General features: G+C 39.6%; 11 protein-coding genes. 6 read left to right on the top strand and 5 right to left on the bottom strand.

Features of this window, described 5'->3' with window-relative positions:
* Nucleotides 1-111: 111 nt before the first annotated feature.
* From QJ048_RS09790 to QJ048_RS09800, 3 genes are all read right to left on the bottom strand, one after another.
* Nucleotides 112-456: a DNA-directed RNA polymerase subunit omega gene (locus QJ048_RS09790; protein WP_217791819.1), complete on the bottom strand. Its 345-nt coding sequence runs from the start codon at nt 454-456 to the stop codon at nt 112-114.
* A complete protein-coding gene (locus QJ048_RS09795; RefSeq protein WP_282334161.1) occupies nt 431-1246 on the bottom strand; it encodes an outer membrane protein assembly factor BamD in 816 nt (271 codons plus the stop codon). Before QJ048_RS09795 ends, QJ048_RS09790 begins: the two co-directional genes overlap by 26 nt.
* A 130-nt stretch (nt 1247-1376) precedes the next feature.
* Nucleotides 1377-3044, bottom strand: a complete 1668-nt coding sequence (locus QJ048_RS09800) for an OmpA family protein (RefSeq protein ID WP_282334162.1) — start codon at nt 3042-3044, stop codon at nt 1377-1379.
* A gap of 205 nt (nt 3045-3249) precedes the next feature.
* Between QJ048_RS09800 and QJ048_RS09805 the strand changes: the two genes are divergently transcribed.
* Nucleotides 3250-4212 (top strand): polyprenyl synthetase family protein, encoded by a 963-nt coding sequence (locus tag QJ048_RS09805; RefSeq protein ID WP_282334163.1) that lies wholly within the window; start codon nt 3250-3252, stop codon nt 4210-4212.
* Between the two features lie 6 nt (nt 4213-4218).
* A complete protein-coding gene (gene recJ, locus QJ048_RS09810) occupies nt 4219-5940 on the top strand; it encodes a single-stranded-DNA-specific exonuclease RecJ (RefSeq protein WP_282334164.1) in 1722 nt (573 codons plus the stop codon).
* Between the two features lie 59 nt (nt 5941-5999).
* Here the strand turns inward: recJ and htpG are convergent, their stop codons facing one another.
* Together htpG and QJ048_RS09820 are read right to left on the bottom strand one after the other, a co-directional pair.
* Nucleotides 6000-7826: a molecular chaperone HtpG gene (htpG, locus tag QJ048_RS09815; RefSeq protein WP_282334165.1), complete on the bottom strand. Its 1827-nt coding sequence runs from the start codon at nt 7824-7826 to the stop codon at nt 6000-6002.
* 194 nt (nt 7827-8020) lie between these two features.
* Nucleotides 8021-11308 carry a T9SS type A sorting domain-containing protein gene (locus QJ048_RS09820; RefSeq protein WP_282334166.1) on the bottom strand — a complete coding sequence of 1096 codons (3288 nt, stop codon included), beginning with the start codon at nt 11306-11308 and terminating at the stop codon, nt 8021-8023.
* Nucleotides 11309-11581: 273 nt separating this feature from the next.
* Here QJ048_RS09820 and rpsF point away from each other — a divergent pair, with 273 nt between their 5' ends.
* The 4 genes from rpsF to QJ048_RS09840 all read left to right on the top strand — a co-directional run bounded on the left by rpsF (nt 11582) and on the right by QJ048_RS09840 (nt 13339).
* On the top strand, nt 11582-11938 hold the full coding sequence (gene rpsF / locus QJ048_RS09825) for a 30S ribosomal protein S6 (RefSeq protein ID WP_282334167.1): 357 nt from the start codon (nt 11582-11584) through the stop codon (nt 11936-11938).
* A gap of 5 nt (nt 11939-11943) precedes the next feature.
* Nucleotides 11944-12210, top strand: a complete 267-nt coding sequence (gene rpsR, locus QJ048_RS09830; protein ID WP_217791812.1) for a 30S ribosomal protein S18 — start codon at nt 11944-11946, stop codon at nt 12208-12210.
* A 10-nt stretch (nt 12211-12220) separates the two neighbouring features.
* Nucleotides 12221-12667 (top strand): 50S ribosomal protein L9, encoded by a 447-nt coding sequence (gene rplI, locus QJ048_RS09835; RefSeq protein WP_217791811.1) that lies wholly within the window; start codon nt 12221-12223, stop codon nt 12665-12667.
* A 255-nt stretch (nt 12668-12922) separates the two neighbouring features.
* Nucleotides 12923-13339, top strand: a complete 417-nt coding sequence (locus tag QJ048_RS09840; protein ID WP_282334168.1) for an RNA-binding regulator — start codon at nt 12923-12925, stop codon at nt 13337-13339.
* Nucleotides 13340-13700: the final 361 nt, after the last annotated feature.

Raw genomic sequence — 13700 nt, forward strand, 5'->3', positions numbered from 1 at the left:
GCTATGAACCTGTCGCCTAAATATATTAAAAATTAAGCACGTATTAGAAATACCAAAAGCCGTAGCTCATCAAATTTGACCTACGGCTTTAATTTATTTTAGAAAATATTACTAGCTAAACAGGTTGTCTTCCTGGTTCTTTCTGTAATAGATTTTCTCTTCTAGAAACTCCTGTGTAGCGATAAGAGCAGGATTCGGCATTCTTTCGTATGCACGTGAAATTTCGATTTGCTCTTTGTTCTCATGAATTTCCTCAAGGCTATCTGTATGACTTGCAAATTCGTCAAGCTTGTTGTGCAATTCTTCTTTCAAACCAATATTGATTTGGTTTGCTCTTTTTGCTATAACAGCAATTGATTCATACAAATTGCCGGTTTTACCTTTAATCTCAAGTAAATTTTTAGTTTCAGCAGTATTTACCATGCTTGAACTAAGATGCTTTCTTAACTTGCTCATTTTTTATAGCTTTAATATTGTTTTGAGCCAGAGTTGAATATTTCTCTACCTCTTTGATAATTTTGCTTTCAGGAAAACGATCTGAAAATTCATTGCATTCTGTCAATACTTTTTCAAATCTCTCTTCCTGCTTCGTTGCAATACTCAACACAGCGTATTCGTAAAAGGACTTAATTGAGAATAATTTATATTCATCACTTTTTTGTGAATCAGGAAAATCGTTGATCAGGGTTGTAAACGCAACAGAAGCTGCTTTATACTGCCCCATGTTGTAATACAAAAACGCACTTAAGTATTCTTTCTCTTCCAGTTTCTGACGGCATTTATCTACAATTTCCATCGCTTCTTTCGAACGTTCTGACCTGGGGTGTGTATTGATAAATGTCTGCATCAAACCCATCGCTTTATAGGTATTGGTCTGATCAAGCTCTGTTTTCGGAGACTGCTTGTAAAAGGTATATGCACGCATATAGTCCATTTCTTCAGCTTTCGGACTTGTAGGATACACTTCAACAAATCCTTTAAAAAGATTTTCTGCGTTCTGATAATCCTTTAAATAAAAGGCACTGTACGCAGATTTATAATACATGTCTTCAAATCTGGGAGTCCCCTTAAATATAGGAAATAATTCTTCATATAACTGCTGTGCGTAGTTATAATTCTTTTTCGCGTAGTACTGCTCAGCCATACGGTACTTGTACTCGTAGTCGTTGCTCTTTTGCACTTTAGACAAAGAAGAACACGCTGAAAATGTGATGATTATGGTAAATGCTATTATTAAAAATCTCATAAAGGCTGGCAAAGTTAACTGTTTTATACAAAAAAATGCGTAAAAAATCAGGTCGCCAAAAAGAAATAGTTAATATAATACAAAAACCCTCCAAATGGAGGGCTTTGTAGTTATTGTGCAAAAAGTCATCTTATTTTTTTCTAAGATTTGGATGCGGAGCAGGAACAGTGTTAGGTCCTTCTTCGTTTGAACCATCTCTTAAATCTACAGTGCTTGCATCACCACCGCCTTCACCATATTTGAAGATCAAACGGTCTGCGTTGATACCTTCTTTTTCAACAAGGTAGTTGATCACTGCATTTACACGATCCCAGCTTAATTGCTGAGCAGCTTTGCTAGACTCACCATAACCAACTACAGCTACTTTACAATTTGCGTTGTCTTTCATTTTTTGAGCAACGGTTGCCAATACAGCTTTAGCGTCTTTGCTCAAGCTTACTGATTTCGCGCCAAAAGATACACTTGGCAATTCACCGATACCACAACCTGCTGGTTTAGCCATCATGTTGTTTCTCAGTTCTTTACAGCAGTCTGGTTCTGGGCATTTACCTACGCCATCAGCGTCAACTGGTTGACATTGTGTTGGAGTGATAAGTTCTTTATCCTTGTAATCAGGAACGCCATCACCATCTGTATCCTTGCTAACACCATGAGAGTCAACAGGAGCACCAGCCGGAGTATTTGGTTCAAGATCGAATTGATCAGTTACACCATCGCCATCAGCATCATCCAAAACTGGTTTTGGAAGTTTCATGTGACGAGGAGCGTTGATTTCGTTGTAAGCGTAATCCAATGGGTTAAGCCACCACAATGGTTCAACAGATTTGCCACCAAGGTTGAAGTTCAAACCAACTGAAAGGAAGTTGTAAGAATCGAAATCGCGAGTCATCACACCAGCAGGACGGCTTGCACCCTGAGGAATAGTAGAAGCCTGCCATTGTTGACCATCGATCAGGTCAGACTTAACGATAGTATATTTGTCTTCAAGTTGAAGGTTCATCTTCTTAGACAATTTAAACTGAACGCCTGCACCCAGTACCAAAGCTGGCTTGAACGATTGGCCAAACAATTTTGGTTGAGCCGGATCAGTTTCAGCGTGCGTTTCATAAGATTTGTCCATACCAGCCTTCAAATCTTTCCTGATGTCTTTTCTGTTTGCATAAGTGAATCCGCCACCAGTTCCACCGTATTTATTGATAACGTTCTGGAAAAGGGAAGTATAAGGATTTCCGTTTCCGTCGAGTGCGTCCACTTTTGTATCATAGATCATACCTGCTATACCACCGAAGCCATATACGTTAAATCCAGTTTTAGCTTTATGGAAACGGATGTTGTTCAAAGTAACAACACCTTGAACGCTCAATTCCTGTATAGTTGTTCTGTAATTATAAAAAACTGCTGCACCTGCCGGGTAAGCAGCCCATGCACTGTTGGTCGATGTAGGAATTGAAGGAGAGAAGTTAAGACCTCTTGATCTCATCCAATCGTATTCGCCTCTGATAGAGAAAACATAACCCAATGCTTTTCTTGCACTTACACCAAAGCCACCTGTCATTGCCTGGTAACGAACATCACCAGCTACTGCAGGCCAACCAACCTTAACACCAAGTTCCCACTGGTTTCTTGGCTTAGCAGGGTAAGGATAGGCATTGTTCAAAAATTCGTTGTGCTGAGGTAAATTTTTCTTTGAAATTAAAGAAGAGTCTTTAACATCGTAGCTTGCTCCAAGCTGGGCAAAAGCTCCGGATGCTGTAAGGCATAGGAGTGCCGTTAACAATTTAAACTTTTTGCGTACCATAACTCAGTTTTAAGTAAATTTTAAGATAAAAAAGAAACACTAGCCACAAAAGTATTAATTGGCCGCTAAAAACCAAATAATTTTTTGCTTTATTCGGTATATTAAGTTGCACAAAATCAATTAAAAGGCAATAAAAATTAAAAAACTGCTGCATTGTCCGTTTTATTTAACCAATGTATTAATTTGCCCCGATTAACCTTTTTGCATGGAGCTGTCATTACCTGTCATAAACGAAGAATTAGCTATTTTTTCTACAAAGTTCAAGGGCTCTGTTAAAAGCGATGTGGCATTGCTAGACAGAATCATGAGTTTCATCGTGAAACGAAAAGGTAAACAACTAAGACCAATGTTTGTTCTGCTTGCAGCGAAATTGTGCGGGGAAGTCAATGAATCTACCTACCGTGCGGCATCATTGGTTGAAATATTGCATACTGCTTCCTTAGTTCATGACGATGTTGTGGATGAATCGTTTGAACGAAGAGGTTTCTTTTCTACTTATGCCTTGTGGAAAGCAAAAGCTTCCGTTCTTGTCGGTGATTACCTGTTTGCAAAAGGCCTGCTGCTCTCTTTGGATAACAACGAATTCAGAATATTACAGATCCTTTCAGAAGCAGTCCGGAAAATGAGCGAAGGAGAATTATTGCAGATTGAAAAAGCAAGAACATTGAATCTTAATGAATCTGTTTATTTCGACATTATCACTAACAAAACAGCCTCTTTGTTAGCTTCTGCATGTGGCGCGGGTGCCTACTCTACCAGTCAAAGTGATGAGACTGCGGAGAAAATGCGTTTGTTTGGAGAAAAAGTAGGTATTGCATTTCAGATAAAGGATGACCTTTTCGATTATGGCAGTGAAGACGTAGGAAAACCTACGGGAAATGATATCCAGGAAAAAAAGCTTACTCTCCCTATTATTTATACGATTAATAATGCGGACAACGCTCTAAGAAAGAAGCTAATTTACATCGTTAAAAATCAAAATAAAAAGAAAGAAAAAGTTCAGGAAGTAATAAGCGAAGTAGTTAAAGCAGGCGGAATTCAATACGCAACTGAAAAAATGTTTCAGTACAGAGATGATGCCTTGGAGATTTTGCATACTTTTCCGGAATCGGAAGTAAGAAAAAGTTTAGAACAGCTTGTTAGATATACCACCGATCGAAAATATTGACTTGTCATGATCAAAAAACGATGGAAAATATTGCAGGCAAATAATGCCACGGTGGAGGCTTTGCATACTTCCCTGAAAATTAACCCCGTTCTCTGTAAACTTCTTGTTCAAAGAGATATCAGCACTTTTGAAGAAGCCAAACAATTCTTCAGACCCCAACTTTCTGATTTGCATGACCCCTGGTTGATGAAGGACATGGACAAGGCGGTAGAGCGTATCATTAAAGCCATGCAAAACAGGGAAAAAATACTGGTGTTTGGCGACTACGATGTGGATGGAACAACTTCTGTCGCCTGCATGTACCAATTTTTTCAAAGGGTTTATGAAGCAGACAAAACTGATTTTTACATACCGCACAGATACAAGGAAGGTTATGGCGTTTCCAAACTTGGAATTGATTATGCCTTTGAAAATGGTTTCACATTAATAGTTTCGCTCGACTGCGGTATTAAGTCGATCGAACTGATTGCATACGCAAAAACCCTCGGAATTGATTTTATAGTGTGTGACCACCACCTTCCTGATACAATTTTACCGCCGGCGTACGCTATTCTAAATCCTAAGCAGCCAGACTGTGAATACCCATACAAAGAGTTATGTGGCTGTGGAGTTGGATTTAAGCTGATTACGGCACTTACAAAAAGCATCGACTTACCAGAAGATGAATACTTACGCTACCTCGATTTAGTGGCAACGGCAATCGCAGCGGATATTGTACCGATAACAGGAGAAAATCGAGTCCTTGCATACTTTGGCTTAAAAAGAGCTAACGAAAATCCAAATGAAGGAATTAAAGCTTTAAAGGAATTAAGCGGCTCCGAAAAGGAGATGCATATCAATAGCCTAGTCTTCATGATTGCACCCCGTATCAATGCAGCTGGCCGAATGGATGATGCATGTAAAGCAGTACAGCTTTTCGTTTCCAAGAACAAGACGGAAGCTATGAGCTATGCCGAAATGCTTCACTCTGACAACACGGATAGAAAAGAAGCTGACAAATCCATAACCGAGGAAGCTCTGGCGCTCATTCGTGGCGATGAAGTTATGGTCGGCAGAAAGAGTACCGTTGTTTTCCAGCAGCACTGGCACAAAGGTGTAGTGGGCATAGTTGCATCAAGATTGATAGAACATTTTTACAGACCCACTATTGTATTAACTCTAAGTGGCGATGTGGTTGCAGGCAGTGCAAGAAGTGTAAATGGTTTTAATTTATATGAAGCAGTGCATGCATGTCGAGAACATTTAATCGGCTACGGTGGACACTTCGCTGCAGCAGGTATGACGATGCTTCCGGAAAAAGTTGCTGACTTTAGCAGCAAGTTTGAAGAAGTAGTTGCTACTACCATTTTACCAGAATCGTTGGTTCCCGAAATTCTGATCAACGCAGAAATTTCATTCGCTGATATCAAACCAACGTTCTATAACATCATTTGTCAAATGGAGCCTTTCGGGCCTGAAAACATGCGTCCTGTTTTTGTAGCCAAAAATGTTTATAATACATCTTACTCCAAAATTGTAAAAGAAAGCCACATCAGATTTGTCGTTAAACAAAATAACATAACGCTTACAGGCATTGGCTTTGGTATGGCTGATAAGTTTCCTTTACTTCAAATGAATCGCCCGATTAATATTGTTTTTACACTCGATGAAAATGAATGGAACAATACCAAAACTATTCAAATGAAGGTGATCGATTTTTGTGTTGCGGACGAAGGTGGTGAATCGTGAAAGGTGAATCGTGAATGATTGATATGCGTTCATTCACGATTCACAATTGATCATTCGTATTATTGCCCGTTATTCATCAATTCCACACTTCTGTTAATAAATGCGGTCAAATCATTTCCTTTTAACAGCCCTTGCGATAGTAACGCAAGGTCAGCAAGATTTCTTACCACTCTTTCTTGTTTAGATTTATTATGCTGCTTTAATACTTTCTGATAAATATTGTGATTCCCATTTATGGTCAACGTTACTTCATCGGGCATATTTGCATAGAAATTTCCCATCGGTCCGCTAACAGCAGCCATGTCTTTCATACGACGCATGAATTCCGGACGTGTTGCTACAACCGGTGGAGCATCTGCACTTAAGCCTTTTACTTCAACGGCAACATGCAAAGCAGGAATCTGGAAACCAAACAATTCTTTCAATGTAGTTTCCTCATCTTTGCTCAATACACTATCAGAAGATTCACTTTTGTCGATCAGGTTATCGGTGATATCCGCATCAACTCGTGTAAACATTACATCGCTCCACTTCATTTCCATATTATTGATGAAAGCTGCATCTACAAGCGTTTCCATCTTCACTACGATATAACCTTTTGCTTTAGCGGCCTGTATGTAACTATCCTGTTGAATCGGATTGGTTGTGTATAATACTACAATCTTACCTTCTTTATTTTTCTGAAGTGTTTCAGTTGCAATTTTATATTCGTCAAGCGTATAGAATTTTCCGCCCTCAACATCTTCAAAAATGTGGAACTTGTTTGCCTTGTCTAAGAACTTGTCATCCGTCATCATTCCGTATTTCACAAACAACCCGAGACTCTCCCACTTTTCTTCAAACTCTTTACGATTGTTGTTGAATATTTCTTCTAGCTTATCGGCGACCTTCTTTGTAATGTGATTATTGATTTTTTTCACATTCGGGTCTCCTTGCAAATAGCTGCGGCTTACATTTAAAGGAATGTCCGGAGAATCGATTACACCTTGCAACAGCATTAAAAATTCGGGTACAATATCTTTCACTTCATCTGTTACAAACACCTGGTTGCTGTACAACTGAATCTTGTCTTTTTGTATTTCATAAGATTGCTTGATCTTAGGGAAATACAAAATACCAGTGAGGTTAAACGGATAATCAACGTTTAAATGAATCCAGAACAATGGAGCTTCGTTAAACGGATATAACTCCTTATAAAAATTTTGATAGTCTTCAGCAGTTAACTCCGATGGCTTGCGCGTCCATGCGGGCGTTGGGTTGTTAATTTGATTGTCTTCAAAGAAAATTGGCACAGGCAAAAAGCGACAGAATTTTTCAAGCGTAGCTTTAATTCTTTCAGCACTAAGAAACTCTTCACTTTCGGCGTTGATATGCATCACGATATCTGTACCTCTCAATTCTTTAGAAGTTTCTTCCAGCGTATATTCAGGGCTTCCATCACATTCCCATCTTACCGGCGTGCTATTTTCTTTGTAGGATTTACTGAAGATCTCCACCTGGTCACTCACCATAAAAGAAGAATAAAATCCCAATCCAAAGTGCCCGATAATATTGGCTTCGTTCTGGCCCTTGTATTTATTCAAGAATTCCTCTGCACCACTGAAGGCAACCTGGTTAATGTATTTGTCTACATCTTCCGCAGTCATACCTATACCGCGATCGCTGATGGTGATTGTCTTTTTCTCTGTATCTAATTTCACATCAATTCTTAACTCTCCCAACTCACCTTTTGCTTCGCCAATTGAAGAAAGCGTCTTTAACTTTTGAGTGGCATCCACCGCGTTGCTCACCAATTCGCGAATAAAAATGTCATGCTCGCTATACAGGAACTTTTTAATAATTGGAAAAATGTTTTCCGTTTGTACACGAATACTTCCCTTTTGCATATTCAATTCTTTTATACTGGGTTTGAATAATTGTTTTAAGATGGCAAAAATACGTTCCGCTCTGTGTCAAACCGAGTGCCAATGGATATTTTAATTGTGGGATCGGAAAAATTGTCAGAAAAAATCCCGGCTCAGTGGCCGGGATCTTAGGTGCCGATCGAATTCATCCTGACAGAACATTGTTAAACAATCATCTATCGTTTCATGAATTTCTGTGTCAGGTTTTGTTTACAATTATTTAGTTCCAGTATGTAAACCCCGGGGGCAAAGCCTGAGAGCCTATTATTAACGGTGTTATTAACCTGCGACAAGTTTCCGGATGTATACAACATAACACGTCCATCCACTGAAGAAATCCTGGCCGAGTATTTTCCTCCATTATCTGAACCTTCAATTTTTATGTAACTGGTAACCGGATTCGGATATACGTTGACGAAATTATTACTGGCGAAATTAACCACTACAACAGATGACAAAGTAGAGCGTCCGTCAATATCAACCTGCCTTAACCGATAATAATTCTTGCCATTGTAAGGCTGTTGGTCAATGGTTTGATAATTTATCAACCTACTGCTGTTGCCAGTGCCTTTCACTGTTGCAATTGCAGAAAAACTCTTACCATCGACCGACCTCTCCACCACAAAATGATCATTGTTGATTTCAGTAGCGGTCATCCATGAAAGAACAACGGTTTGCTTTTTCGGCGTTGCAGTAAACTGAGTAAGCGTGATTGGTAAAGGCGTTGTTGACAAATCAAATCTTGCAAATACTGGCAAATGATCGGATGCCGTTGCTTTTCCATAGTCTACAATGTAAGTATTTGCGGGTTCTATTTGAATTGAATTTGTAAGGTAATTATTCGCCAACTCATTTGAAACAATGATGTGATCGATCATACCAGGATCGCCAGGGAAACTTGTTAAACCGGCAGCGTCAAGATCATATGTCAATACATCGTAATTGGCTGCATCGTTTTTAAAATTGATGTAAGGAGAAACCTGTCCGTTATAAATTGAAGTAAAAATCCTGTCGTTATAATCTCCTACAAATACAATATTATCGTTCTTGTAATAAGTGTCCAGCGTATCTTTCAAAACCTTCGCATCATACACTCTTCTGTTGTAAGTATCACCGTTAACATCGCCGCTGGCTGATTTTGCGTGAATATCAATGAACCTTATTCTTTTTGTCACACCATTAATATCAACATCAAACGTTGCCATAAAAGGCAATCGTCCCGATGACCAAAAACTCGAAGGAGAACCTGTTGGATAATCATCCAACGCATTGCTCAGCCCGTTTCTTGCATCGTCATAAAGCTTTTCAAACATAACCCTTTGCTCCACCAGGTGCATTGTGTTAGTGTTGTAAATAAATCCTACTTTCTGAGGAGGAAAGATTGGATCGGGGGGATTAAACGAATAAGACCAGCGTTGCGAAATCACGGTGTCATATCCCGGCAGATTATTCTTCAGGGCTTGTAATGCAGACGAAGTGGAAATTTCTTCTACTCCAACAATATCAACATTCATGCGCTGCATAACCGTAGTGATATTTGCCACCCGCAAATCAACGACCGATTGATCAACAGGCCCATCCGCGCTGGATCCAAAGAAGCTCAAATTATAACACGCGACATCGAGAGTCTTAGATTTTAAAAGAGATGACCCTGACAAATCCACTGCGTTTTTATTTAACGCCGATCCCGTGAAGCTAATCTTTCCTGCAATTTTGAGTTGTTCAACTGACGGTGTAAACTGTACATATACTGTTGTACCAACAGATGCCGCAGCCTCAGGAACGACCACACTAGTTGAAAAGGCGTTATTATCAAGCGATAGCTTATATCCGGCAGGTGCTGACAGCGTTATATCTCCACCGCCAATCACCTGTAAGATCACAGGCTGTGCTGAAGAAGTTGCGCCAGGAGCAACTTCACCAAAATTCAAACTAACAGGTGTAACCGAAAAAATATTTGTTTGATTGGTAATTGCAATATCATCCAGCGTCCATCTGGCAGCACCAATTGGAGGAGATGAAGTATATTTAAAAGCCAGATAAATTTTAGGAAAGGATTTGTAAGCCGACAAATTGATATTGTCAGACAAAGTAAATATAGTGGTTGAAGCGCCGGGAGGCGTTGGAAAGTTACCTTCCAGGGGCGTCCATGTGGCGGTCGATGGTGCGCTAAAACCATCATAATCTGTCGATACAAACAATTCAAGTTTTGGTCCTGAAAACTCTCCCCTGCTGTAGAAACTTAGCACTGGCATATTAGTGAACTGTGTTAAATAGACCGGCGGAGAAATAAGCCAATCCTCATTTTCCAGTGAACTTCCGGAGTAACCATTTATGTCCACACCATGTGTATTGTTACGTCCATAAAATGAACACGCCCATTTTTGTGCGCCGGTTACATTATAGGCTAAAAAGCCTCCCGCAGGCAACCCCGATAATGTACATGTATTAAAATCAAAATTCGTAACCGCAGGATCTACCGCATCCCCCTGAACATTAATCGTTTTTGTTAACGCGTTTGCACTTGTATTTACTACTGTTCCTGCAATGGTGCCTGCGACTGCAGGTGAAAATTTCACGTAGATTGTTTTATCAATTGCAACGTCCGCAACAGGAACAGAAATTGAAGTGCTAAAATCTGTCCCATTCTCTGATACACTAAATGGAGCTGCGGTTGTTATCGAAACAGGATCAGATAAATTTTCTCCTTTTAAAGTATAGGCGATCGTAGTGCTCGCATTTAAAGGCGTCGTGGGAAAAGTCAAACTTCCTGCATTAACAGTCAAAACCGGCGATCCTACAGCAGGAGTTGCCTCTCCATTAAATGTAACATTATCTATGCTGAATGTTCCGCCAGTACCTTCAGCGTTCCAACCATAAAAACGGAATGTAACGGGCGTGGCTAAGTTGGTAAAGCCATTAAAAGTGACAGTACTTCCGTTTTCGGCAACAGGAGTGGTGACATCAACTGTTTGAAAAACATTGCCGGCAACAACCTTCAGATTGTTATTAGTGGGAGAAATTGATGCAGAAAGGTTGTTGGCAAACCCATCAATACTCGACCTCACTGCGTATTGTCTGATGCCAGTTGCGGATCTCTGTGATGTGAATATGATGGACGTGAGAGATAAAGAAAAATTAGCTTGTGGAGAAAGTGTTACCTCATAATATTGGCCCGTGTTAATGCTACCTGTAAAAACATCAGACCCACTCGTGGCTCCAGTAGGCCAGCTTTGAAAACTAAATCGCCCACCTGCGTTTGGATTTGTGCCCATGCTACCAACAGCAGTGAAACTTCCGAATGTAACGCCTGCCGCTGTCGGCACGATAGAGGGATCTATTCTTCCTGTGGTCGTAGTAATGCTTGCAAAATCGTAAGTTTTGGAAAAAATCTGTGCCTCTCCAGTAAATGAGACCAGCGCACAGCAAAGCACGATTACAAAATGTAAAATTTTAAATTTCATACTTATTTTTTTAAGGTAAAAGATGGTCTAGACTTTGGGCAATCTGAAGGATGGATATTGGAAACCTTATCTATATGGAAAGCAAAATTAAATCGCGATGAAACTTCAAGATATTAACAAATGATTAATTTCCAAGTAAATATGTTAATAATGTGCATATTTGAGATGATTGTTATCTAACAGATGAAATTCAATCGCATTAAAGCTTTGTTATGTGTGTCATATCATGTACCTTTGCAGCCCAAATTATTTTTTAAATCTAAAAACAGGGAAATGAACAATTACGAATTGATGGTGATTTTTACCCCTGTGCTTTCTGAAGACGAATTCAAAGCGTCTCAGAAAAAATTCATGGATCTTGTTAGCGATAACAATGGCCAGATTCAGCACAACAATCCCTGGGGATTAAAATCACTGGCATACCCAATCCAGAAAAAGACTACCGGTTTATACTGGGTTCTGGAGTACAGTGCGCCATCCGACTTCAATGAGAAGCTTAAAATTCAGCTTCTTCGTGACGAGAACGTTCTACGTCACATGTTCACTGCACTCGATAAATACGCCGTCGAGTACAATGCTAAAAAGAGAAGTGGTGTACAAACAGGAAACGAAAAAGCAGTGGAGGCTTAATAGTTATGGCAAAAGCAAATGAAATCAAATATTTAACGGCCATTAAGACTGAAAAGCGTCAAAAGAAATACTGCCGTTTTAAAAAACTGGGCATCAAATATATTGATTATAAAGATGCAGAGTTTTTGAAAAAATTCCTGAATGAGCAAGGTAAAATGTTACCACGTCGTATTACCGGTAACTCTTTAAAGTACCAACGTAAAGTTGCAGATGCGATAAAGAAAGCTCGTCAAATGGCAATATTGCCGTACGTAACTGATCTTTTAAAGTAAGGAGGAAGCCATGCAAGTAATCTTAATACAAGATGTAGATAACCTGGGAGGTGCTACTGAATTGGTAACTGTAAAAAACGGTTACGCTCGTAACTTCCTTATTCCTCAAAAGAAAGCGGTTGAAGCAAATCCTTCTAACTTGAAACAATTGGAAGAGAAGCTGAAACAAAAGCGCAAGAAAGAGGAAAAAATGCTCGCTGAAATCAACAGCGTAGTAGCAAAACTTAAAGAAGGTGCTTTAAAAGTAGGTGCGAAAACTGGTACTAGTGGTAAAATTTTTGGTAGCGTTACAGCTTTGCAAATTGCACGTGCTATCCGCGATCAAAAAGGTTACGAAATTGACCGCAAACGCATTAACATTGTGGACGAGGTTAAAGAATTAGGTACTTATAAAGCAACTATCGATTTCGGTAATGGTAACACAACTGAAGTTGAATTTGAAGTTGTTGCAGAATAAAATATTCAATTTTATTTTCAATAAAACCCAGCCCAAAAGGCTGGGTTTTTCTATTTAAGAAACAACTTAAAAATCATCAATTTGTATAATATAAAATTGTTTAGAATTCCAAAATAAATATTATACCTTCGTAGGGCCTCTTTAATGATCTTTACAGTTTCGCAATCTTCCGTTGAGCGTTTCAAGTAAATGTTTCTTGGCTTATTGTTACTGTGTTCATTATGGGTATTTTTTGTATTACTTAAATTAAAAACAATGAACATTTACGTTGGAAACCTCAGTTGGAGTATGACTGAGCAAGATCTTCTTGATCTATTTGCACCTCATGGAGAAGTGGCATCAGCAAAAATCGTTACAGACAAATTCAACAACAACCGCAGTAAAGGTTTTGGCTTTGTTGAAATGTCAAATGACTCTGAAGGTCAAGCTGCAATTGATGCATTAAATGGTACTGAAATTTCAGGTCGTAACATCGTAGTAAACGAGTCTCAACCTAAGCAAGGTGGATCCGGCGGTGGCGGCGGATTTAAAAAGAAAAGCTTTGGTGGCGGCGGCGGCGGAAGCCGTGGTGGTTACGGTGGTGGTGGTGGAAATCGCGGTGGCGGTGGCTACGGCGGTGGTGGAAACCGTAGCGGTGGTGGATATGGTGGTGGAAGAAGAAACGACTACTAATAAATCACTTCTTAATAGTAAAAGAGCATCAAACGATGCTCTTTTTTTATGGGTGCAGGTTTACTAATTAAATAACGCGGTGATCTACGTCCGGTTTTATTGGGTCGGCTGAGGATTTGCTATTAAGCATCGTTGCGTCGCACACTTGTACGATAGTAATTCTATTGATCGATAAAGCATTGGCTGCTCAATCCAGTTGAACTGGTTCAGAAGAAGAAGAAACGATTATTAATTAAATCGCTTTATAATAGAGAGGGCATCACAATCAGGGGCGCTCTTTTTTTGTTCCTGCCAGCAGTGGGGGTCAGTGCTGCTTAACGCATCTTCGATGATAAACCAAGAGGCCGCCAGCGTAAAACTG

The sequence above is a fragment of the Pinibacter soli genome (genome assembly GCF_029961145.1).
Taxonomy (GTDB): Bacteria; Bacteroidota; Bacteroidia; order Chitinophagales; family Chitinophagaceae; genus Pinibacter; species Pinibacter soli.